Raw genomic sequence first — 21,399 nt, forward strand, 5'->3', positions numbered from 1 at the left:
CGCACTCCGGGTCCCCGCGCACGTCCCCGCTGACGGCCGGTCAGCGGGGGCCGGACCCCGGCCGGAACGGGCACGCGCATTCGGGCCCGTTCCGCTTGAGAAACGATCCGCCCACGCCCCTAGACTGTTCTCCAGCAGGTGGCCATCCGCTCGAAAGGCGTGCCCCGTGACCATCGGCAAGTCCTCCGACCGCGAGAACGCCCCGTCGTCCGTCGAGCCGACCGACGACGCGGTGCAGGCGGCCGATGCCCCGAGCATCGGCCGGGTGCTGTCCGCCGCCCGGATCGAGGCGGGACTCACGGTGGACCAGGTGAGTACCGCCACCCGGGTCCGGGTGCCGATCGTCCATGCCATCGAGGAGGACGACTTCGACCGGTGCGGCGGCGACTTCTACGCCCGCGGGCACATCCGCGCGATCGCCCAGGCGGTCGGCGCCGACGGCGAGGCGCTGGTCGCCCGCTACGACGCCGCGCACGGCGGCTCGCCGGCCTCCAGGAGCCCGGCCACCCAGCTGATCGACAGCGGCCCGATCAAGGTGCCCGCCCGCAGCCGGCCGAACTGGGCGGCGGCCATGGTCGCCGCGATCGTCGCGGTGGTCGCGCTGATCGGTTTCAACCTGGTGAGCGGCAAGAGCGGGCACACCGGCTCCGGCACCGCCAGCGCGCCGCTGCCCAGCGGCTCCGGCACCGGCTCGGTCGCCCCGGCCACCCCGGCCGTCCAGCCGCCGGCCCCCGCGCCGAGCGCGGCGGCGATCGCCGCCGTCCCGGCCGACAAGGTCACCGTGAAGCTGGTCGCCGAGGGCACCAGCTGGGTCTCGGCGACGGACGGCAGCGGGAAGTCGCTGTTCCAGAACAACATCAGCGACGGCCAGGACCAGACCTTCACCGACCCCAAGCAGATCAAGCTGGTGCTCGGCAACGGCGGGGCCGTGCACGCGTACGTCAACGGCAAGGACCTCGGTGTCCTGGGCAAGGACGGCCAGGTGGTGCACGTCACGTACACCCCCGGAGACCCGCAGGCTGGCTGACCACAGGGCCCGCCGAGGGCCGTCGATGATCAGCTGATCGAAGGCACGCGGCCTCCGGGGCGAACGGCACCGGAGGCCGCGCGTTAATCTTGGCCCTATGCCTGAACGCCGTACTGTCGCCCTTGTCACGCTCGGATGCGCCCGCAACGAGGTGGACTCCGAGGAACTCGCCGGGCGACTGGAAGCCGACGGCTGGTTGCTCGTCGACGATGCCGCCGAGGCCGATGTCGCCGTCGTCAACACCTGTGGCTTCGTCGAGGCCGCCAAGAAGGACTCCGTCGACGCCCTGCTGGAGGCCAACGACCTCAAGGGGCACTCCCGCACCCAGGCCGTCGTCGCCGTCGGCTGCATGGCCGAGCGGTACGGCAAGGAGCTCGCCGACGCGCTGCCCGAGGCCGACGGGGTGCTCGGCTTCGACGACTACGCCGACATCTCCGACCGCCTGCAGACCATCCTCTCCGGCGGCCACCACGCCCCGCACATCCCGCGCGACCGCCGCAAGCTGCTGCCGATCAGCCCGGCCGAGCGGCAGTCCGCCGCCGAGGCCGTCGCGCTGCCCGGCCACGGCGCCGAGGCCGCCGCCGAGCCGATCGCCGACCTGCCCGAGGGCCTCGCCCCGGCCTCCGGCCCGCGCACCCTGCGCAAGCGGCTGGACGACAACCCGGTCGCCTCGGTCAAGCTCGCCTCCGGCTGCGACCGGCGCTGCTCCTTCTGCGCCATCCCCGCCTTCCGCGGCTCCTTCATCTCCCGCCGCCCCTCCGACGTGCTGCAGGAGTCCCAGTGGCTGGCCGGGCAGGGCGTCCGCGAGGTCGTCCTGGTCAGCGAGAACAACACCTCGTACGGCAAGGACCTCGGCGACATCCGGCTGCTGGAGACGCTGCTCGGCGAGATCTCCACGATCGAGGGCGTCGAGCGGGTGCGGGTCTCCTACCTGCAGCCCGCCGAGATGCGCCCTGGCCTGATCGACGCGATGACCGGCACCGCCGACGTGGTGCCCTACTTCGACCTGTCCTTCCAGCACTCGGCGCCCGCCGTGCTGCGCCGGATGCGCCGCTTCGGCTCCACCGACCAGTTCCTCCAGCTGCTGGGCACCATCCGGGACAAGGCCCCGCAGGCCGGTGCCCGGTCCAACTTCATCGTCGGCTTCCCCGGTGAGACCGAGGAGGACTTCGCCGAGCTGGAGCGCTTCGTCACCCACGCCGGGCTGGACGCGATCGGCGTCTTCGGCTACTCCGACGAGGACGGCACCGAGGCGGCGACCTACGACGGCAAGCTGCCCGAGGACGTGGTCGCCGACCGGCTGGCGCGGCTGAGCCGGCTCGCCGAGGAGATGACCGCCCAGCGGGCCGAGCAGCGGATCGGCACCGAGGTCGAGGTGCTGATCGAGTCGATCGAGGACGGCGTGGTCGAGGGCCGGGCCGCGCACCAGGCCCCGGAGACCGACGGCCTGACCACCCTGCACGGGGTCGAGGACCCGCAGGTCGGGCAGTTCTGGCGGGCCACCGTGGTGGCCAGCGAGGGCGTCGACCTGATCGCCGAGGCGCAGGAGCAGGTGCGGGTCCGTCGGGCTCCCGGAGCCGGGGAATGACCAAGGGGCCCGGCGCCCCGGCCGCGGCCCACCCGGGCAGACCGGCGGCCGCCCTGCCGACGGCACCGGGCATCTGGAACATCGCCAACGTGCTCACCATGGTCCGGGTGCTGCTGGTGCCGGTCTTCGTGGCCCTGCTGTTCGCCGACGACGGGCACAACCCGAAGTGGCGCGCGGTCGCCTGGGCCTCGTTCGCGATCGCGATGATCACCGACCTGTTCGACGGTGAGCTCGCCCGCCGCAAGGGCCTGGTCACCGACTTCGGGAAGATCGCCGACCCGATCGCCGACAAGGCGATCATGGGCGCCGCGCTGATCGGCCTCTCGGTGCTCGGCGACCTGCCCTGGTGGGTCACCGTGGTGATCCTGGCCCGTGAGCTCGGCATCACGCTGATGCGGTTCTGGGTGATCCGCTACGGGGTCATCCCGGCCAGCCGCGGCGGCAAGCTCAAGACGCTCACCCAGGGCACCGCGGTCGGCATGTACGTGCTGCCGCTGACCGGCTGGCTGGCCACCGGGCGGGCCTGCCTGATGGGCCTGGCGGTGCTGCTGACCGTCGGGACCGCGCTCGACTACATCGGACAGGCGGTGCGACTGCGCCGCGAGGGCACGGCCGCGGAGCGCGCGGACCGGTAGGAACGGACGGGGGAGCCTCGGTGACGGACTACGGGCTGGCCGAACGGGTGCACGCCGCGCTGCGGGCCGAGGGCGGCACGCTGGCCGTCGCCGAGTCGCTGACCGGGGGGCTGCTGGCGGCCGCACTGGTGGACGTCCCCGGGGCGTCCGCGACCTTCCGCGGCTCGGTCACCGCGTACGCGACCGAGCTGAAGGCCTCGGTGCTCGGTGTGGACGAGGGGCTCCTGGACGTGTACGGTCCGGTCCACCCGGTGGTGGCCCGACAGATGGCCGAGGGCGTGCGCGGGTTGCTGGGCGCCACCTACGGGCTCGCGACGACCGGGGTGGCCGGTCCGGAGCCGCAGGACGGGCAGCCGGTGGGCACGGTACACCTGGCGGTCGCGGGCCCGGGCGGAACTCTGGTCAGTTCGCCCCTGCTGTCGGGCGCTCGTGCCACAATCCGTCACGGGGCGGTGACCGCCGCACTGGAACTGCTCGCCGGTCGGCTCGCCCGCTAGCGGTCCGCGGCCGGATTCTCCACCGGGCCGGGATCCGCCGAACTGCCGTGCGGGTATGGCACGGCTGGAGGATCGTGTTACATCCAACGGCCTGGTTGGGCAGAAACCAGGTGGCGAACGAGTTGCGTGACGGTGGCCGGGTGGGCCAGGTCGGGTACCACGAGGGGCCCGCGAACCCGGGTACGACACCGGAACAAGGAGGGGGACGGCCTTGCAGCCCAGAGTGAACACGACCAGGGTCCCCGCACGCGAAGCGGGCAAGGCGGTACGGTGGGGTCGTGACATCTCGATCCGCAGTCCGAGGAGGGAGGCACCGATGATCCTGCTCCGTCGCCTACTGGGCGATGTACTGCGTCGGCAGCGCCAGCGCCAGGGCCGCACACTCCGCGAGGTGTCGGCGGCCGCACGGGTTTCGCTCGGATACCTCTCCGAGGTCGAGCGGGGACAGAAGGAGGCCTCCTCGGAGCTGCTCTCCGCCATCTGCGACGCACTCGACGTCCGGATGTCCGAGGTCATGCGCGAGGTCAGCGACGAACTGTCGCTCGCCGAACTTGCGGCGATGGCCACCCTCTCCGAAGGTGATCTGCTGAGGCCGGTACTCGAACCGGTTCCGCTGCCCGCCCCCGGCGCCGACCGGGCGAACATGTCGCCCAAGGCCGCCGCCATGGACGTGGTCGCCGCCTGAATCCGGCCTCGACACCCGGGCGCCTCCGATGCCCGGGGCGAGCGGAGGAGGGCGGTCGTGCGAAGAGTCGCGACGGTGCGCGCGGTGGCCCGAATACGGCTGTGGGTGCGACGGTCGGTGCCCTGGCCGGCCCGTTGGGTCCTGGTGGTCCTGGCGGCCGGGCTCGGCTGGTGGCTGGTGGCCCTGCGCGGGCAGCTGTCCGACGGCGCCGTGCTGGGGCTGTTGGCGGCCGGCGGCTGGGGGCTCGGTCTCATTCCGGTCCACGCCGACCGGAACGCCACCGGACCGGTCCGCCGCCGTACGGCGGCCGTGGGCCGGGCGGAGGCACCGCCGCCACCGATCGGGTGAATCGACGTGGCCGGAGGCCGCGGAGTCGACGACTCCGCGGCCTCCGGGCTTTCCGGGGCCGTCCCGGAGCGGCGGGACGGGCCCTACGGCCGCAGCCGCAGACCGCGCGGGGTGGCGTGGAAGCCGGCCTCCTCCAGCGCGCGGCCCAGCTCCGAGCCCAGCGCGGGCTCACCGTTGGCCCGTTCGACCGTGACGCTGCCGAGCGCCCCCGCCCGGACCGCCCCGGCCAGCGCCCCGGCGGCCGGGGCCAGCACCGCGTCGTCCTGCGCCCAGGCCAGCAGGGACTTGCCGCCGCGCTCCACGTACAGCACCAGCTCGCCGTCCACCAGCACCACCAGGGCGCCGGCCTTGCGGCCCGGGCGGTGCGCCCTGGCCTCCTTGGCGTCCGGGGCGGTGGGCGGCTCGGGCCAGGGCAGCGCGGCGCCGTAGGCGTTCGCCGGATCGGCGGCGGCCAGCACCAGCAGCTGCGGCGGCTCGGCCGACGGCGGGGCCGGCCACTCGGCGGCCCGGGCCCGCTCCAGCCGGCCGTTGACCGAGCGCAGCCGGTCGGCCGCGCCCTCCATGGCGAACTGGGCGCCGCCCAGGCCCTCGACGAAGTAGCCCCGGCGGGCCCGGCCGCGCTCCTCCATGGCGGCGAGCACCCGGTACACCCCGGCGAAACCGCCGGGCACCCGTTCGGCCGCCACCGCGCCCCTGGTCAGCAGACCGTGCCGGTCCAGCAGGCTCTGCGCCCGGGTGGTGGCCCGGACCGTCGGATCGGCGGCGAAGGCGGGCAGCAGCGACCACCGCCCGGCCACCGTCGGCGGGCCGCTGCGCAGTGCCCCGCCGGCCCGGCCGAAGGCGCGGCCCGCGCCGCCGTAGCGGCCGCGCGGGGTGGCCCGCGGCGCTCGGTGGGCGGTGGCGCCGGCCGTCCGGCCGGAACCGAGCAGGGCGCGCATCGGGGCGAGCGTGTCATTGCTGACGTAACCGGCCCAGACCAGGTCCCAGAGCGCTTCGACGGCCTCCGGCTCCGGCGTCTCCTCCGGCAGCTGCTGGAGGAGTTGGCGGAAGAACAGGCCGTAGCCGCCGGCCAGCGCCTGCAGCAGGGCGCTGTGCAGCGGGGTGAGGGCGGGCGGGACGGGCTCCGGGCGCAGCAGGTGGGCGTTCTCGGCCAGGTGCAGGCTGAGCCAGCCGTCCTTGCCGGGCAGCGCGCCGGCGCCGCACCAGCCGATCTCGCCGGCCGCCATCAGCTCGTCCAGCAGGCCGGGGGAGTAGTCGGCGAGCCGGGCCGGGAGGATCAGCTTCTCCAGCGCGGAGGCGGGCAGCGCGGTGCCCTGGAGCTGTTCGACCACCCGGAGCAGGCCGTCCGGGCCGCGCAACCGATGGCCGGCCAGGTGCTGCCACTGGGGGAGGAAGGCGGCCAGGGCGCGCGGCGGGACGGGCTCCACCTCCTGGCGCAGGGCGGCCAGTGAGCGGCGGCGCAGTCGACGCAGCACCTCGGTGTCGCACCACTCGGGGGCGGTGTGCCACTCGGGGTCGGTGTGGCCGGCGGGCCTGAACTGGCCCTGGACCAGGCGGCCGGCCGCGGTGAGCCGTTGCAGGGTGCCGGTGACCACGGCGGTGCCGAGGCCGTAGCGGGCGCCGACCTCGGCGGCGGTGAACGGGCCGTGGGTGCGGGCGTGCCGGGCCAGCAGGTCGCCCAGCGGGTCCTTGACCGGCTCGGTGAAGGCCTCGGGGACGCCGACCGGCAACGGGGTGCCGAGTGCGTCGCGCAGCCGTCCGGCGTCCTCGATCGCGGCCCAGCGCTGCTCACCGGCGATCCGGACCTGGATCACCCGGCGGGCGGCCTCCAACTCCAGCGCCCGGAGCGGCTCGGCGCCGCGGGCCGTCAACTCGGCCTCGGTGAGCGGGCCGAGCAGGCGCAGCGCGTCGGCGACGCCCTCGGCGTCCTTGATCCGGCGTTCGGGGGTGAGGCGTTGGAGCTCGGCCTCCAGTTCGGCGAGCACCTGGGGGTCGAGCAGTTCGCTCAGCTCGGCCTGGCCGAGGAGTTCGGACAGCAGGCGGGAGTCGAGGGAGAGCGCGGCGGCGCGGCGCTCGGCGAGCGGGGAGTCGCCCTCGTACAAGAACTGGGCGACGTAGCCGAACAGGAGGGACCGGGCGAAGGGGGACGGCTCGGGGGTGGTGACCTCGACCAGGCGGACGGCCCGGGATTCGAGGTCCCCCATCAGCTCGACCAGTCCGGGGACGTCGAAGACGTCCTGGAGGCACTCCCGGACGGCCTCCAGGACGATCGGGAACGAGCCGTACTCGGAGGCGACTTCGAGCAGTTGGGCGGCGCGCTGGCGCTGCTGCCAGAGCGGGGTGCGGCGGCCGGGGTTGCGGCGCGGCAGCAGCAGGGCCCGGCCGGCGCACTCGCGGAAGCGGGAGGCGAACAGGGCGGAGCCGCCGACCTGGTCGGTGACCAGCTGCTCGATCTCGTCGGCCGCGAACAGGGCGGCGTCGGCGCCGACCGGGGCCTCGTCGGAACCCTGCTGCGGGGAGGGGCTGCTGAAGTCGAAGTCGGGGGACAGCAGGTCGGCGTCCGGGAGGCGGAGCACGATGCCGTCGTCGGCGTGCATCACCTGCGGGTCCAGGCCGTGCTTCTCGCGCAGCCGGGCGCCGAGGGCGAGTGCCCAGGGGGCGTGCACCTGGGCGCCGAAGGGGGAGTGGATGACGATCCGCCAGTCGCCGAGCTCGTCCCGGAAGCGCTCGACCACGATGGTGCGGTCGTCGGGGAGGTGGCCGCAGGCGGTGCGCTGCTCGGCCAGGTAGTCCAGCAGGTTGGCGGCGGCCCAGTCGTCCAGGCCGGCCCGCTTCAGCCGCTCGGTGGCCTCGGCGGGCTGGAGGGTGCCCAGTTCGCGGGTGAACGCGCCGAGGGCGCGGCCGAGTTCGAGCGGGCGGCCGAGGGTGTCGCCCTTCCAGAACGGGAGTCGGCCGGGGACCCCGGGGGCGGGGGTGACCAGCACCTTGTCGTGGGTGATCTCCTCGATCCGCCAGGAGGTGGTGCCGAGGGTGAACACGTCGCCGACGCGGGACTCGTAGACCATCTCCTCGTCGAGCTCACCCACCCGTCGCCCGCCGCCGGCCTTCCCGCCCGTCTTGGCGTCCGACCCGGTGCTGCCGGCGATGAAGACGCCGAACAGGCCGCGGTCCGGGATGGTGCCGCCGGAGGTGACGGCCAGCCGCTGGGCGCCGGGGCGGCCGGTCACCGTGCCGGCCACCCGGTCCCAGACCACCCGGGGGCGCAACTCGGCGAAGGCGTCCGAGGGGTAGCGGCCGGCCAGCATGTCCAGCACGGCGTCGAAGGCGGACTGCGGGAGGGTCGCGAAGGGTGCGGCGCGCCGGACCACGGTGAGCAGTTCGTCCACCGGCCAGGCGTCCAGCGCCGTCATCGCGACCAGCTGCTGGGCCAGGACGTCCAGCGGGTTGCGCGGGATCCGCAGCGCCTCGATCCGGCCCGCCCGCATCCGCTCGGTGACCACGGCGGACTGCACCAGGTCCCCGCGGTACTTGGGGAAGAAGACACCGGTGGAGACGGCGCCGACCTGGTGTCCGGCCCGGCCGACCCGCTGCAGGCCGGAGGCCACCGAGGGCGGGGACTCGACCTGGACGACGAGTTCGACCGCGCCCATGTCGATGCCCAGCTCCAGGCTGGAGGTGGCGACCACGGCGGGCAGCCGGCCGGCCTTCAGGTCCTCCTCGACCAGGGAGCGCTGCTCCTTGGAGACGGAGCCGTGGTGGGCCCGGGCGATCACCGGGGGCGCGCCCTTGGCCGCGCCCGAACCGCCCATCAGCTCGGCCGGGGCGTGCGCCTCGGGGACGGCGGTGCCGGTGGCGCGCTCGTACGCGATCTCGTTCAGCCGGTTGCACAGGCGCTCGGCCAGGCGGCGGGAGTTGGCGAAGACGATGGTCGAGCGGTGCGCCTCGACCAGGTCGACGATCCGCTCCTCGACGTGCGGCCAGATCGAGGCCTGACGCTGCGGGTCGGAGCCGGCGGCGCCGCCGGTGGCCGGGGCGGCGGGCAGGTCGTCCAGGTCGGGGACGGGGACGACCACCGAGAGGTCGAACTCCTTGGCGGCGATGGGCTGGATGACCGTCGCCCCGCGCCGGGGGCTGAGGAAGCGGGCCACCTCCTCGACCGGGCGGACGGTCGCCGACAGGCCGATCCGGCGGGCCGGGCGGTCCAGCAGTTCGTCCAGCCGCTCCAGGCTGAGCGCCAGGTGGGCGCCGCGCTTGGTGCCGGCGACCGCGTGCACCTCGTCCAGGATCACCGTGTCCACCCCGCGCAGGGCCTCCCGGGAGGCGGAGGTGAGCAGCAGGAAGAGCGACTCGGGGGTGGTGATCAGGATGTCCGGCGGGTGGGTCGCGAAGCGGCGGCGGTCGGCGGCGGGGGTGTCGCCGGAGCGGATCGCGACCTGGACCTCGGGCTCGGGCAGGCCCAGCCGGACGGCGGCCTGGCGCAGGCCGGTCAGCGGGGCGCGGAGGTTGCGCTCGACGTCCACCGCGAGGGCCTTGAGCGGGGAGACGTAGAGCACCCGGCAGCGGTGCTTGGGCTCGGCGGGGGGCGGGGTGCTGCTGAGCCGGTCGAGGGCGGAGAGGAAGGCGGCGAGCGTCTTGCCGGAACCGGTGGGGGCGACCACCAGGACGTCGGTGTCCTGCCCGATGGCGTGCCAGGCCTCGGCCTGGGCGGTGGTGGGGGCGGGGAAGGCGCCGGTGAACCAGGCCCGGGTGGCCGGGGCGAAGCCGGCCAGCGGGTCGTCCGGCCGGGGGGTGTCGGCGGGTGGGGTCGGGTGCGGGGGCGCCATGCCCCCATGGTGCCGGGTGGGACTGACAAGTGGGACGGGGGTGGGGTGGGGGTGGTGGCGTTGCGGGTGGCGTTGCGGGGGCGGGAATGATGAACCGCTCATATGGTGATGAATCGGGCGCGTGATCAAACCGTGACCGGGACCGTGGCCGTGGGAGTGCGGCTGCGGCCGCACCGGACCGACGAGCGGAGGGCGTGGGATGGCGCAGGCGCACCGGTCCGGTGGGTCCGTCCGTGACCGTGGGTGTGGGCGCGGCCCCGGGTGCGGGCGTGCGGTGCGGCGGCGCGGGGTGCGCGGGCCGGTCGGGGTGCTGTTCGCGATGCTGCTCACGGCGCTGGTGCTCGGCGGCGCGGTGCCGTACGGGACCGGGCCCGGGCGGGCGTACCTCAGCTACCTGGTGCTGGCCGCGCAGGAGGACGCCGCGGGGGCCGCCCGGGCCGGGGCGGAGAGCCGGGCGGCGGGCGGGCGGGTGGTGCAGGAGTACCCGCAGATCGGGGCGGTGCTGGCGTACGCGACCGACGGCTTCGCCGACAAGGTGCGGGCCCGGCCCGGGATCGCCGCGGTCGGGGCGACCCGGACGACGCCGGTGGTGGGGCCGCCGCGGGCGGTGGACGGGGCCGGGGACTTCGCGGCGGGACGCGGGCGCGGCCGAGGGAGTTCGGAGGGGTCCGAGGGGGTGGAGGTTCGCGGCGGTGCGGAGGAGGGCGACCGGGGCAGTGTGGAGGGGGTGGCGCGGAGGGCCTCGGACGGGCGGGACGGCGGGACGGTCACGGTGCCGGACCCGGGGGAGGGCGGGGCCTGGAACCTCGCGGCGGTGCACGCCGGAACGGGACGGCCCGGTGACGCCACCGGGGGCGCGCCGAGTGCCGAGGCGATGCGCAGGGTGCTGGTGGCGGTGCTGGACTCGGGTGTCGACGACACCCATCCGGACCTGCGGGCGGCCGTCGACCCGAAGGCCTCGGCCTCCTGCGCGGACGGACGCCCGGACGCCCGGACCGGCTCCTGGCGGCCCGACCCCGGGGTGGCGGAGAGCGGGCACGGGACCCACGTGGCCGGGATCATCGGCGCGGGGGGCCGGGACGGCCAGGGCGTCACCGGGGTCGCTCCCGGGGTGCGGATCGCCGCCGTCCGACTGCTCGGGCCGCTCGGGCAGTACTACGCGGAGAACATCGTCTGCGGGATGCTCTGGGCGGCCGACCACGGGGCCAAGGCGATCAACGACAGCTACTTCGCCGACCCGTGGAAGTACAACTGTCCCGAGGACCGCGACCAGGCGGCACTGATCGCCGCCGTCGGCCGGGCCGTCGGGTACGCCCAGCGCAAGGGCGCGGTGGTGGTCGCCTCGGCCGGCAACGACGGCCAGGACCTGGGCGCCGCCCGGACCGACGGGCGCAGCCCCAACGACCGGGTCTCCGGGCCGGCCACGACGCGCTACCTGGGCGCCGAGTGCATCCGCCTTCCCGGCCAGCTGCCCGGCGTCGTCACCGTCACGGCCGTCAACCGGGACGGGCGCCCGTCCTCGTACACCAACTACGGGCGCGGCCTGGTCTCGCTGGCGGCCCCGGGCGGGGATCCGGACGCGGGGGCGCAGGGGGCGATCGTCTCGGACTGGCCGGGCGGGCAGTACGCGGTGCTCGCGGGCACCTCGATGGCGGCGGCGCACGTGACGGGGGCGGTGGCGGTGGCGGCGGCGCTGCATCCGGACTTCGGGTCGGCGCGGTTGGCCGAGCTGTTGGCGGTGACGGCGGCGGGGGCCTGTCCGGCGGGGGCCGGGGGGTGCGGGGACCGGCGGGTGTTCGGGGCGGGGGAGGTGGTGCTGCCCCGGTGAGGGTGGGGGTGGGCGCGCGACCGGGGTGGTGGGGCGTGGGTCCGGGATACTGGGGGCATGAGGCTGACCGAGTTCTGGCGACGGATGTACGCGCACTTCGGGGAGGCGTACGCGGAGTCCTTCGCGTCCGACCACGTGATGAGCGGGTTGGGCGGGCGGACGGTGCGCCAGGCGCTGGACGCGGGGTGGGAGGCCAAGGACGTCTGGCGGGTGGTCTGCGAGACCCAGGGGGTTTCCGCGCAACTGCGTTGAGCGTCCGGTGGGACAGACTGTTCGGGTGACTGTGAGCGAAGAGCGGAAGGGCCCGGACGAGGCGGCGCGGGCCGACGGGCGGGGGCGGACGGGCGGCGGGCTGCTGTGGGGCGGGATGCCGCCCTGGCTGCCCCGGGCGATGGTGCTGTTCCTGGTGCTGGTGGGGCTGTTCCAGCTGGCCGACTGGGCGTTCCGGCAGCTGATCGACCTCTTCGTGATGCTGCTGGTGGCCTTCTTCATGTCGCTGGCGCTGGAGCCGGCGGTGGACCGGATGGCGGCGCGGGGGGTGCGCCGGGGGGTGGGCACCTTCCTGGTGTTCGTCGCGGTCGGGGTCGCGGTGGTCGGGTTCCTGGCGGCGCTCGGCACGCTGTTGGTGGATCAGGTGGGGAAGATCGCCGGGGACATGCCGCACCTGGTCGACAACCTGATCGGCTGGGTGAACCGGACCTTCCATCAGGACCTCTCGCTGGGCGAGCTGCAGAAGCGGCTGCTGAAGGACTCCGGCACGATCGAGGGCTACGCCCAGCAGGCCGCGGACAACGTGTGGGGGGTGTCCTCCACGCTGATCGGGGGGCTGTTCCAGACCTTCACGGTCGGGCTGTTCACCTTCTACTTCACCGCCGAGGGCCCGCGGGTGCGCCGGACGGTCTGTTCGCTGCTGCCGCCCGCCAAGCAGGGCGAGGTGCTGCGGGCCTGGGAGATCGCGCTCGCCAAGACCGGCGGCTACCTGTACTCCCGGGCGGTGCTGGCGGTGGTGTCGGCGGCCGGGCACTGGGTGATGTTCGTGCTGATCGACCTGCCGTACTCGGCGGCGCTGGCGATCTGGGTCGGCGTCATGTCGCAGTTCGTGCCGACCATCGGGACGTACCTGGCGGGCGCGCTGCCGGTGCTGGTGGCGCTCACCGTGCAGCCGGTGGACGCGCTCTGGGTGCTGATCTTCACGGTGGTCTACCAGCAGATCGAGAACTACCTGCTGCACCCGAGGATCACCGCCCGGACGGTGGACGTGCACCCGGCGGTGGCCTTCGGTGCGGTGATCGCGGGCGCGGCGCTGCTGGGGGCGGTGGGCGCGCTGATCGCGATCCCGGCGGCGGCGACCCTGCAGGGCTTCGTCGGGACGTACGTGCGGCGGTACGAGGTGGCCACCGACCCGCGGATCGACCGGGGGGAGCAGCGGCGGGCCCGGCGGGCGCTGCGCCGGGAGGCGGCGCGGCGGTTGCGCCGGATGGTCGGCGGCGAGGGGGAGTGACCGGTCCGCGGGGCGGGTGGAGGGCGATGGCCCACCACCCGCCCCGCGGCGTGTTCGGGAGCTGCGGGGCTTGAATCGAACAGGTGTTCTTTTGTACTCTCCGGCGAGGAGTTTTCCACAGGCCGAGCCGGGTGGGGCTCGTTTGTCAGTGGGACGCGCTAGCGTCGATGACGATGAAGCGCACAGCACAGAACCCGAGGGAAAAAGTCATGGCAGGTACGGACCGCGAGAAGGCCCTGGAAACCGCGCTCGCCCAGATCGAGCGGCAGTTCGGCAAGGGCTCGGTGATGCGCCTCGGCGAGAAGGCCAACGAGCCGGTCGAGGTGATCTCCACCGGGTCGACCGCCCTGGACGTCGCCCTCGGGGTCGGCGGCATCCCGCGCGGCCGAGTGGTCGAGATCTACGGCCCCGAGTCCTCCGGAAAGACCACCCTGACCCTGCACCTGGCCGCCAACGCCCAGCGGGCCGGCGGTACGGTCGCCTTCGTCGACGCGGAGCACGCGCTCGACCCGGAGTACGCCAAGAAGCTCGGCGTGGACACCGACGCCCTGCTGGTCAGCCAGCCGGACACCGGTGAGCAGGCCCTGGAGATCACCGACATGCTGATCCGCTCCGGCGCGATCGACCTGGTGATCATCGACTCGGTCGCGGCCCTCGTCCCGCGCGCCGAGATCGAGGGCGAGATGGGCGACTCGCACGTCGGTCTGCAGGCCCGACTGATGAGCCAGGCGCTGCGCAAGATCGCCGGTGCGCTGAACCAGTCGAACACCACCGCGATCTTCATCAACCAGCTGCGCGAGAAGATCGGCGTGATGTTCGGTTCGCCGGAGACCACGACGGGTGGCCGGGCGCTGAAGTTCTACGCCTCGGTCCGCCTGGACATCCGCCGGATCGAGACCCTGAAGGACGGCACCGAGGCGGTCGGTAACCGCACCCGCGTCAAGGTCGTCAAGAACAAGGTCGCCGCGCCGTTCAAGCAGGCCGAGTTCGACATCCTCTACGGCATCGGCATCAGCCGCGAGGGCGGCCTGATCGACATGGGCGTCGAGCACGGCTTCATCCGCAAGTCCGGCGCCTGGTACACCTACGAGGGCGACCAGCTCGGCCAGGGCAAGGAGAACGCCCGCAACTTCCTGCGGGACAACCCGCAGCTCGCCGACGAGATCGAGCGGAAGATCAAGGGCAAGCTCGGCATCGGCCCGAAGACCGAGGAGCCCGCCGCCGGTGAGCCGGAGGCCGCCGCCGCCGACGCCGCGGCCAAGCCGATCACCGCGACCGCCGCCAAGACGGCCGCGGCGAAGAAGACGGCGGCTGCCAAGGCCTGAGCCGTTGACGCAGCACGACATGGTGGGCGGCGGTCCGGCGGGCCCCGAGGACGACGACTTCGGCCCGCCGGACTGGTTCGCCGCGGGCGCGGAGCCGGAGCCGGAAGGAGAGCCGGAGCCGGCACCGCGACCGTCGGCGCTCCGCTCGCGGGCGCGCTCGCGCTCCGGCAACTCGCGCTCCGGCAAGGGGCGCGCGGCCACCACCCAGTGGGCAACCGGTCCCGAGCCGGAGCCCGACCAGGCCCCGGGCCGGGCGGCGCGCGGCGCGGCGTCCGGCCCGGTCTTCGAGCCGGAGCCGTCGATCGGGGAGCTCGGCCTGCTCTCCGCCTCCGAACTGCCCACCGGCCGCCGTCGGCGCCGTACGGCGCTGGCGGCCGAGGAGGCGGACACCGAGGGCGGCCCGCCGCCGGCGATCGGCGGGTGGAGCGGAGCCGGGGCGGCCGGTCACGGGGGTGCGGCCGCCTCGCCCGCCCGTCCGCGCCGGAGCGGCCGCGGGGGCGCCCGTACCGGGGAGGGTCCGCCGGGCGAGGACGACGAGGGCACGGGCCGCGCCCCCCGCAAGCGCGCCGAGGAGGAAGCGGATCCGGAGAGTCGCGCCCGGGACATCTGCCTGCGGCTGCTCACCGGTGCCGCCAAGAGCCGCAAACAGCTCGCCGACGCCCTGCGCAAGCGGGAGATCCCGGAGGACGTCGCCGAACAGGTGCTCGGCCGGCTGGAGGAGGTCGGGCTGATCGACGACGCGGCCTTCGCCGAGGCGTGGGTGGAGTCCCGGCACGCCGTCCGGGGACTGTCCCGGCGGGCGCTCGCCCAGGAGCTGCGCACCAAGGGCGTGGCCGTCGACCTGGTCGAGCAGGCGCTCCTCCAGGTCGACCACGACGACGAGACGGACGCCGCCCGGGCGCTGGTCGAGCGCAAGCTGCGGTCCACCCGGGGGCTGGACCCCCAGGTCCGCACCCGTCGGCTGGTCGCCATGCTGGCCCGGCGCGGCTACTCCGAGGGCCTCGCCTTCCGGGTGGTGCGCGGTGCGCTGGAGGAGGAGGCCGGAGGACCGTCCGGGAGCGGCTGGGAGTGAGGGGGAGCCTGACGGTTCCTTGGTCCGCTCCTGGTCTGGCCTTGACCCTTTCGTGACCCGCACCTAGCCTCGCACTCAGCGTGCGGCCGCTCCCGCGCAGGCACGCCCGCGCGAGGACTGGGAGTGGGGCGCATGAGGATCTCGGCGGGCACCGGCACGGCTGACTCCCTCCTGGTTCCGATCGCCGGGGCGGCGGCAGCCGTCCTGCTGGTGCTCGCGGTGCTGGCCGTCCTGACGGTCAGGCGACTGCGGGCCGCGCAGCGGGAGGCGCTGGCCGAGGCCGAGCGGTCCCGTCGGTGGGCCGAGGAGCAGGCCGGCCGACAGCGGGACGAACTCGCCCGGCGCGAGGAGAGCGTGGCCGAGGAGCTGCGCCGACTGCGCCAGCGGGAGGACGAACTGGCCGAGCGGTCGGCGGAGTTGGAGCGGTCCCGGGGCGAGGTCGAGGCGCTGGCGGCCCGCCGGGCGGCGGCCCTGGAGCGTGCCGCCGGGCTCTCCGCCGAGCAGGCGCACGCCCAACTGCTGCGCGAGGCCGAGGAGTCGGCCCGGCGGGAGGCGGCCGTCACGGTCCGGGAGATCGAGCGCGGTGCCAAGGAGGAGGGCGAGCAGCGGGCCCGGGAGATCCTCGCCGGGGCGATCCAGCGGCTGGCGTCGGAGCAGACCGCGGAGACCGCCGTGACCCTCTTCCGGCTGCCGGGTGAGGAGATGAAGGGCCGGATCATCGGCCGCGAGGGCCGCAACATCCGGGCCTTCGAGGCGGTCACCGGCGTCAACCTGATCGTCGACGACACGCCCGCCGCGGTGCAGTTGTCCTGCTTCGACCCGGTCCGCCGGGAGGCCGCCCGGCTCACCCTGGAGCAGCTGGTCGAGGACGGCCGGATCCAGCCGAGCCGGATCGAGCACGTCCACGAGCGCAGCCGGGCCGAGGTCGAGCAGCGCTGTGTCCGGGTCGGCGAGGACGCCCTGTTGGACGCCCGGATCGGCGGAATGCACCCCGACCTGGTCCGCACCCTGGGCTCGCTGCGGTACCGCGCCTCCTACGGGCAGAACGTGCTCGGGCACCTGCTGGAGTCCGCGCACCTGGCCGGGATGATGGCCGCCGAGCTGGGGGTGGACCCGGAGCCGGTGCGCCGGGCGGCGCTGCTGCACGACATCGGCAAGGCGCTCACCCACGAGGCGGAGGGCAGCCACGCGGCGGTCGGCGCGGACTTCGCCCGGCGGCACGGGGAGTCCCCCGAGGTGGTGCACGCGATCGCCGCGCACCACGGCGAGGTGGAGCCGCGGACCGTGACGGCGGTGCTGACCCAGGCCGCGGACGCCTGTTCGGGCGGCCGGCCGGGGGCGCGCAAGGAGTCGATGGAGCTGTACGTGCGGCGGCTGGCCCGGCTGGAGGAGATCGCGCGCTCGCACACCGGGGTGGCCGAGGTGTACGCGATGCAGGCCGGGCGCGAGGTGCGGGTGATGGTGCGGCCGGAGGCCGTGGACGACCTCGGGGCGGAGCTGATCGCCCGTGAGGTGGCCCGCCAGGTCTCGGCGGAGCTGACCTACCCGGGCCAGATCCGGGTGACGGTGGTGCGGGAGAGCCGGGCCACGGCGGTCGCGGGGTAGGGCGTCCCGGAGACGCCCCTGGGCCTCGTCAGCCGGCCGAGTCGACCTGCTGGGCGGCGGGTTCCGGGACGGCCTCGTCCTCGATCTCGGCCCCGGGTTCGGGGCTGCCGGCGAGCGGGGCCGGGCCGCCGCGGGCGCGGTCGGCGAGCACCAGGAGGTCCTCGGCGGCGGCGCCCTGGGTGACGCCGACCAGGTGGCCGTCCGGCCGGATCAGCAGCACGGTGTGCGGCCCGGCGCCCGGGTACTCCTCGGTGACCAGCACCTCGGCCGGCACCGGCAGCGCGGCGGCGACCTCGGCGAGCCGGGGCATCAGGCCGGCCCCCAGCCAGTGCTCGGCCGACCAGACGGCGGTGCCGGGGGCGACCAGCAGCAGCAGGAAGGTGGCTCCGAGCCGGGCGTGCAGGTGGTCCGGGGTGCCGTCGTCGGCGAGCACCGGAAGGTCCGGGACGAGCACGCCGGGGGCGGTGGCGGGCAGCAGCTCGCTGAGCGAGGTGGTGCTGCGCGCGCCGCGCTGCACCGGCACCCGGCCGGGGACGCCGGAGGGCGCCGCCGGGTAGGCGGGCGCGCCGCCGAAGCGGCCGGTGCCCAGCTGGCCGTCGGCGAGCAGCGGGGCGTGCTTGCGGAAGCCGCCGACCAGCAGCGAGCGGCGGGTCTGCTGCCAGCCCCGCAGCGGGCGCAGCAGCGGCATGGACTGGTCGACGGAGCGCAGCCGGGCGCCGACCGCGCCGCGCCGCTCGGCCTCGTAGCCGTCCAGCAGCGAGCCGCCGGGCTGCGGGCCGCCGGAGTGGAGGTGCCAGGCGAGGGCGAGCCGCCAGGCCAGGTTGTCGGCGTCGCGCAGCCCGTCGGCGAGGTTCTGCATGCCGAGCGCGCCGTGCAGGTGGGCGGCGTCGCCGGCCAGGAAGCAGCGGCCGCTGCGGAAGCGGGCGGCCAGGCGCTGCTGGGCGGTGTGGTCGGCGGCGGCGAGCAGCTCGTAGCGGGGGAGTTCGCCGCACCAGCCGGTGAGGGTGGCGGTGACCCGGGTGAGCAGGGTGTCGCCGGTGACGATGCCGGGCCAGGTGGCGTGCGGGTCGACCGGTTCGGTGGGGGCGGGCCGGCCGGGGGGCAGCCGCCAGTCGAGCCGCCAGACGCCGTCCGGCAGCGGGCGGGCGGAGGCCTCGCGGTCGCCGCGCCAGGGGGGCTCGCGGTGCAGCCGGGCGCCGTCGAAGGGCAGGTCGACCCGGACGGTGGCGATGGCGTTGCGGTCGACCGCCGGGCGGCCGGGGAAGCGGATCTTCAGCAGTTTGCGGACGCTGGACCGGGCGCCGTCGCAGCCGACCAGGTGGCTGCCGCGCCACCAGGTGGCGGAGCCGTCCTGGGTGCCGTGGGTGCGGACGCTGACCCCGTCGCGGTCCTGTTCCAGCTCGACGACCCGGTTCAGCGGGACCAGCCGGACCAGCGGGGTGCCGGTGAGGGCGTCGCGCAGGCCGCGCTGGAGGCGGTGCTGGGGGAGGTGGAAGGTCGGCGAGTCGGTGAGGTCGATCCGCAGCACCTCCTGGCGGCGGCGCCAGACCGCGAAGGAGTCCCACAGCGCCGAGTCGGAGACGGCCCGGGAGTAGCCGATCCGGGTCAGGAAGGCGGCCGTGTCGGCGCCGAGGACGACGCTCCGGGGGCCCTCGGGGCAGAGCCCGGAGCCCTCGTCCAGGACGACGGTCGGCACCTCGTGCCGGGCGAGTGCGAGGGCTAGGGCCAGACCGACCGGTCCGGCCCCGACCACGATCACCGGATCCATGCGGGGACCTCCGGGCACGAACCGGACCATGGGCCGGCGTCAGTTACCGCTGCCGCATATGCCGCGTGGATGCTCCCGGGAGGTGTCACGAAGAGCAATGCAACAGTTCGCCTGGGTGTCCGTCAAGCAGCAGCTGAAGTGCGCCGGTTCGCGCCGCGACGGCCACGTGCTTCGATCCACCGCGCGAGCGCGGTCAGCAGGAGGCACAGGATGATGTAGATCGGCGCGATCACCAGGACCACGGGGATGTACGGGAAGCCCGCGGCGTTCAGCGGCTGGCTGGCGATCTTCTTGCCCATGAAGAGCAGCTCGTTGTACGTGATGACGAAGCCCAGCGAGGTGTCCTTGAGGGTGACCACCAGCTGACCGATCATCGACGGCAGCATCGAGCGGACGGCCTGCGGCACCAGGATGCCGGACATCACCTGGGTCTTGCGCATCCCGAGGGCGTACGCCGCCTCGCCCTGGCCGCGCGGGACGGCGTTGACGCCGCTGCGGATGATCTCGGCCTGGACCGCACCGTTGTAGAGGGTGAGGCCGAGCACCAGGGCCCACATCGGGTTCTTGGCGAAGAACGCGTAGTAGAGCGCGACGATCAGGATCAGCAGCGGCATCGCCCGGAAGAACTGGACGACCGAGGTGCAGACCCAGCGGACCGGCCGGTGGTCGGACAGCTGCCCGGCGGCCAGCAGCGAGCCCAGGGTGAGCGAGAAGACCGCCGCCAGGCCGAAGGCCTTCAGGGTGGCCAGCAGGCCGTCCAGGATCATCTGCTGGACGTAGTTGTACTGGAACGCGTCCCACAGGTCGGGGTCGAACTGGCCGTTGTCGGCGAGCGCGGAGATCACGTACCAGAGCAGTCCGGCGATGCCGAGGACCGAGAGCGCGCCGAAGAGGCGGTAGCGGGCTCGGGCGTTCGGGCCGGGGGTGTCGTAGAGGACACTGGCCGTCGCCGGGCGGTTGAAGAACTTCATCGGGCCACCGCCAGTCGGGATTCCAGGAAGCGGAAGAGGGTGGCGACCGTCGCGCTGATCAGCAGGTAGGCGCAGGCCACCCAGAAGAAGATCGAGAAGATCGAGTAGCCGCGCTCGGAGAAGGTCTGCTGGGCGCTGTACAGCTCGGCGACGCTGAACGCGCCGGCGATCGCCGAGTTCCTCGGCAGCGCGATGAACACGCTGCTCATCGGCGCCAGCACGGTCCGGGCGGCCTGCGGCAGGACGACCAGGGTGACGGTCTGGAAGAAGTTCATGCCGAGGCTGCGGGCCGCCTCCGCCTGGCCGAGCGGCACGGTGTTGATGCCGGAGCGGATCACCTCGCAGACGAACGAGGCGGTGTAGCCGCCGAGCGCCAGCACCGCGAAGGTGAGGTAGCTGAAGTGCACACCGAGCGGCGGCAGGCCGAAGGTGACGGCGAAGAACAGCAGGGTCAGCGGGGTGTTGCGGAACAGCGTCACCCAGACGGTGCCGAAGGCGCGCAGGGCCGGTACCGGGGAGACCCGGAAGGCCGCCAGCAGGGTGCCCAGCAGCAGGGCGAGCAGCGAGCTCAGTGCGCTCAGTTCGAGCGTCTGCAGGAAGCCGTCGCGGAACAACGCGAAGTTGTCCTGCTCGAACAGGAACCCCATCCGGCGGCCCTCCTCTCACAGATGGTCGGAACGGTCGGTCGGGAGCGGGAAGGGGATCAGTAGCGGTCGAGGGTCGGGATCGCCGGGGCGGCCGAGCCGGACGCGCCCAGGGTCGCGTCGTAGGCCTTCTTCCAGTCGCCGTTGTCCTCGTGGGCCTTGAGGGCGTCGCTGATCGCGTCGCGCAGCACCTTGTCGTCCTTGTTCAGGCCGACGCCGTAGTTCTCCTTGGTGAACGGCTTGCCGACCACCTTGAGCTTGGGGGCGTACTTGGAGGCGTAGCCCTTGAGGATCGCGTCGTCGGTGGTGACCGCGTCGACCTCGCCCGACATCAGCTTCTCGACGCAGGCCGAGTAGGTGTCGAACTGGGTGATCTTCGGGTTGTACTGCTTGATGTTCTGGATCGAGGTCGAGCCGGTGGCGGTGCAGATGTTCTTGCCGCTGATGCTCTCCGGGCCGGTGATCGAGGTGTTGTCGCTCTTCACCAGGAAGTCCTGGCCGGCGATGTAGTACGGGCCGGCGAAGGAGACGGTCTTCTTGCGCTCGTCGTTGATGCTGTAGGTGCCGACGTAGAAGTCGATCTGGCCCTTGGCGATGGCCGGCTCGCGCTGCGAGGAGACCAGGGTCTGCCACTTGATCTGCTGCGGGGTGAAGCCGAGGTCGGCGGCGACCATCTTGGCGATCTCGATGTCGAAGCCGCTGCGGTCGCCGCTGGCGACGTCCTCCCAGCCGAGGTTCGGCTGGTCGGCCTTGGCGCCGATGATCAGCTGGCCGCGCTTCTTGGCCTCGGCGATGACCGGGGAGTCGACCTTGACGTCGGTCTTGACCGTGTAGGTCGGCAGCGCCGGGGCGTTGCTGGCGCTCGCCGCGTTGGAGGCGGGCGTGCCGTCCTTGCCGCAGGCGGCGGTGGCGGTGAGCGCGACGGCGCAGAGCGCCACGGCGAGGGTGCGGGAAGTCCTCATGAGGGTTGTTCTCCTGGGGGCTGGGCCGCGGCGTCAACCGGGCTCTGGCGTCTGGAAGTCGTGCACGGGGCAGGGCCGGCCGGCGTGGTCGCCGGCCGTGGACCCGCGGGTCTCGAAGCG

17 protein-coding genes are annotated in these 21,399 nt (G+C 74.2%); 12 read left to right on the forward strand and 5 right to left on the reverse strand.

Annotated elements, in window-relative coordinates; translation table 11 throughout:
* Positions 1-166: 166 nt before the first annotated feature.
* From ABTZ03_RS16415 to ABTZ03_RS16440, 6 genes are all read left to right on the forward strand, one after another.
* On the forward strand, positions 167-1,027 hold the full coding sequence (locus ABTZ03_RS16415; RefSeq protein WP_350513640.1) for a helix-turn-helix domain-containing protein: 861 nt from the start codon (positions 167-169) through the stop codon (positions 1,025-1,027).
* A gap of 97 nt (positions 1,028-1,124) precedes the next feature.
* Complete coding sequence (rimO, locus tag ABTZ03_RS16420; protein WP_350513641.1) at positions 1,125-2,615, forward strand: 30S ribosomal protein S12 methylthiotransferase RimO; 1,491 nt, start codon at positions 1,125-1,127, stop codon at positions 2,613-2,615.
* Positions 2,612-3,250, forward strand: a complete 639-nt coding sequence (pgsA, locus tag ABTZ03_RS16425; protein ID WP_350513642.1) for a CDP-diacylglycerol--glycerol-3-phosphate 3-phosphatidyltransferase — start codon at positions 2,612-2,614, stop codon at positions 3,248-3,250. Before rimO ends, pgsA begins: the two co-directional genes overlap by 4 nt.
* A gap of 20 nt (positions 3,251-3,270) precedes the next feature.
* Complete coding sequence (locus tag ABTZ03_RS16430; RefSeq protein WP_350513643.1) at positions 3,271-3,747, forward strand: CinA family protein; 477 nt, start codon at positions 3,271-3,273, stop codon at positions 3,745-3,747.
* A gap of 316 nt (positions 3,748-4,063) precedes the next feature.
* A complete protein-coding gene (locus ABTZ03_RS16435; protein ID WP_030290911.1) occupies positions 4,064-4,432 on the forward strand; it encodes a helix-turn-helix domain-containing protein in 369 nt (122 codons plus the stop codon).
* Positions 4,433-4,489: 57 nt separating this feature from the next.
* Positions 4,490-4,780 carry a hypothetical protein gene (locus tag ABTZ03_RS16440; protein WP_350513644.1) on the forward strand — a complete coding sequence of 97 codons (291 nt, stop codon included), beginning with the start codon at positions 4,490-4,492 and terminating at the stop codon, positions 4,778-4,780.
* A gap of 83 nt (positions 4,781-4,863) precedes the next feature.
* On the opposite strand, the gene ABTZ03_RS16445 is transcribed toward ABTZ03_RS16440, so the two are convergent.
* A complete protein-coding gene (locus ABTZ03_RS16445) occupies positions 4,864-9,603 on the reverse strand; it encodes an ATP-dependent helicase (RefSeq protein WP_350513645.1) in 4,740 nt (1,579 codons plus the stop codon).
* A gap of 289 nt (positions 9,604-9,892) precedes the next feature.
* Between ABTZ03_RS16445 and ABTZ03_RS16450 the strand changes: the two genes are divergently transcribed.
* From ABTZ03_RS16450 to rny, 6 genes are all read left to right on the forward strand, one after another.
* Entirely contained in the window at positions 9,893-11,431 is a 1,539-nt protein-coding gene (locus tag ABTZ03_RS16450; protein WP_350513646.1) for a S8 family serine peptidase, read from the forward strand.
* Positions 11,432-11,488: 57 nt separating this feature from the next.
* Entirely contained in the window at positions 11,489-11,683 is a 195-nt protein-coding gene (locus tag ABTZ03_RS16455; RefSeq protein ID WP_350513647.1) for a DUF3046 domain-containing protein, read from the forward strand.
* Between the two features lie 25 nt (positions 11,684-11,708).
* The gene (locus ABTZ03_RS16460) at positions 11,709-12,932 is read left to right on the forward strand and encodes an AI-2E family transporter (RefSeq protein ID WP_502894487.1); all 1,224 of its coding nucleotides are present in this window, start codon (positions 11,709-11,711) and stop codon (positions 12,930-12,932) included.
* Positions 12,933-13,141: 209 nt separating this feature from the next.
* Entirely contained in the window at positions 13,142-14,257 is a 1,116-nt protein-coding gene (gene recA, locus ABTZ03_RS16465) for a recombinase RecA (RefSeq protein ID WP_350513648.1), read from the forward strand.
* A gap of 4 nt (positions 14,258-14,261) precedes the next feature.
* The gene (locus ABTZ03_RS16470) at positions 14,262-15,329 is read left to right on the forward strand and encodes a regulatory protein RecX (protein ID WP_350513649.1); all 1,068 of its coding nucleotides are present in this window, start codon (positions 14,262-14,264) and stop codon (positions 15,327-15,329) included.
* A gap of 132 nt (positions 15,330-15,461) precedes the next feature.
* The gene (gene rny, locus ABTZ03_RS16475; protein ID WP_350513650.1) at positions 15,462-16,934 is read left to right on the forward strand and encodes a ribonuclease Y; all 1,473 of its coding nucleotides are present in this window, start codon (positions 15,462-15,464) and stop codon (positions 16,932-16,934) included.
* Positions 16,935-16,962: 28 nt separating this feature from the next.
* On the opposite strand, the gene ABTZ03_RS16480 is transcribed toward rny, so the two are convergent.
* The 4 genes from ABTZ03_RS16480 to ABTZ03_RS16495 all read right to left on the reverse strand — a co-directional run bounded on the left by ABTZ03_RS16480 (position 16,963) and on the right by ABTZ03_RS16495 (position 21,279).
* Complete coding sequence (locus tag ABTZ03_RS16480) at positions 16,963-18,702, reverse strand: FAD-dependent monooxygenase (protein WP_350513651.1); 1,740 nt, start codon at positions 18,700-18,702, stop codon at positions 16,963-16,965.
* Between the two features lie 122 nt (positions 18,703-18,824).
* Positions 18,825-19,673: an amino acid ABC transporter permease gene (locus ABTZ03_RS16485; protein WP_350513652.1), complete on the reverse strand. Its 849-nt coding sequence runs from the start codon at positions 19,671-19,673 to the stop codon at positions 18,825-18,827.
* Positions 19,670-20,320, reverse strand: a complete 651-nt coding sequence (locus ABTZ03_RS16490) for an amino acid ABC transporter permease (protein WP_350513653.1) — start codon at positions 20,318-20,320, stop codon at positions 19,670-19,672. Before ABTZ03_RS16490 ends, ABTZ03_RS16485 begins: the two co-directional genes overlap by 4 nt.
* A 56-nt stretch (positions 20,321-20,376) precedes the next feature.
* A complete protein-coding gene (locus ABTZ03_RS16495) occupies positions 20,377-21,279 on the reverse strand; it encodes a glutamate ABC transporter substrate-binding protein (protein WP_350513654.1) in 903 nt (300 codons plus the stop codon).
* Positions 21,280-21,399 lie beyond the last annotated feature (120 nt).

Source organism: Kitasatospora sp. NPDC096077 (assembly GCF_040303245.1).
Classification (GTDB): Bacteria; Actinomycetota; Actinomycetes; order Streptomycetales; family Streptomycetaceae; genus Kitasatospora.

Excerpts from the sequence above, each read along its gene's own strand:
- ABTZ03_RS16495 (WP_350513654.1), bottom strand. The coding sequence starts at position 21,279 with ATGAGGACTTCCCGCACCCTCGCCGTGGCGCTCTGCGCCGTCGCGCTC.
- rimO (WP_350513641.1), top strand. The coding sequence starts at position 1,125 with ATGCCTGAACGCCGTACTGTCGCCCTTGTCACGCTCGGATGCGCCCGC.
- ABTZ03_RS16490 (WP_350513653.1), bottom strand. The coding sequence starts at position 20,320 with ATGGGGTTCCTGTTCGAGCAGGACAACTTCGCGTTGTTCCGCGACGGC.
- rny (WP_350513650.1), top strand. The coding sequence starts at position 15,462 with ATGAGGATCTCGGCGGGCACCGGCACGGCTGACTCCCTCCTGGTTCCG.
- recA (WP_350513648.1), top strand. The coding sequence starts at position 13,142 with ATGGCAGGTACGGACCGCGAGAAGGCCCTGGAAACCGCGCTCGCCCAG.
- ABTZ03_RS16455 (WP_350513647.1), top strand. The coding sequence starts at position 11,489 with ATGAGGCTGACCGAGTTCTGGCGACGGATGTACGCGCACTTCGGGGAG.
- ABTZ03_RS16485 (WP_350513652.1), bottom strand. The coding sequence starts at position 19,673 with ATGAAGTTCTTCAACCGCCCGGCGACGGCCAGTGTCCTCTACGACACC.
- ABTZ03_RS16435 (WP_030290911.1), top strand. The coding sequence starts at position 4,064 with ATGATCCTGCTCCGTCGCCTACTGGGCGATGTACTGCGTCGGCAGCGC.
- ABTZ03_RS16480 (WP_350513651.1), bottom strand. The coding sequence starts at position 18,702 with ATGGATCCGGTGATCGTGGTCGGGGCCGGACCGGTCGGTCTGGCCCTA.
- pgsA (WP_350513642.1), top strand. The coding sequence starts at position 2,612 with ATGACCAAGGGGCCCGGCGCCCCGGCCGCGGCCCACCCGGGCAGACCG.
- ABTZ03_RS16445 (WP_350513645.1), bottom strand. The coding sequence starts at position 9,603 with ATGGCGCCCCCGCACCCGACCCCACCCGCCGACACCCCCCGGCCGGAC.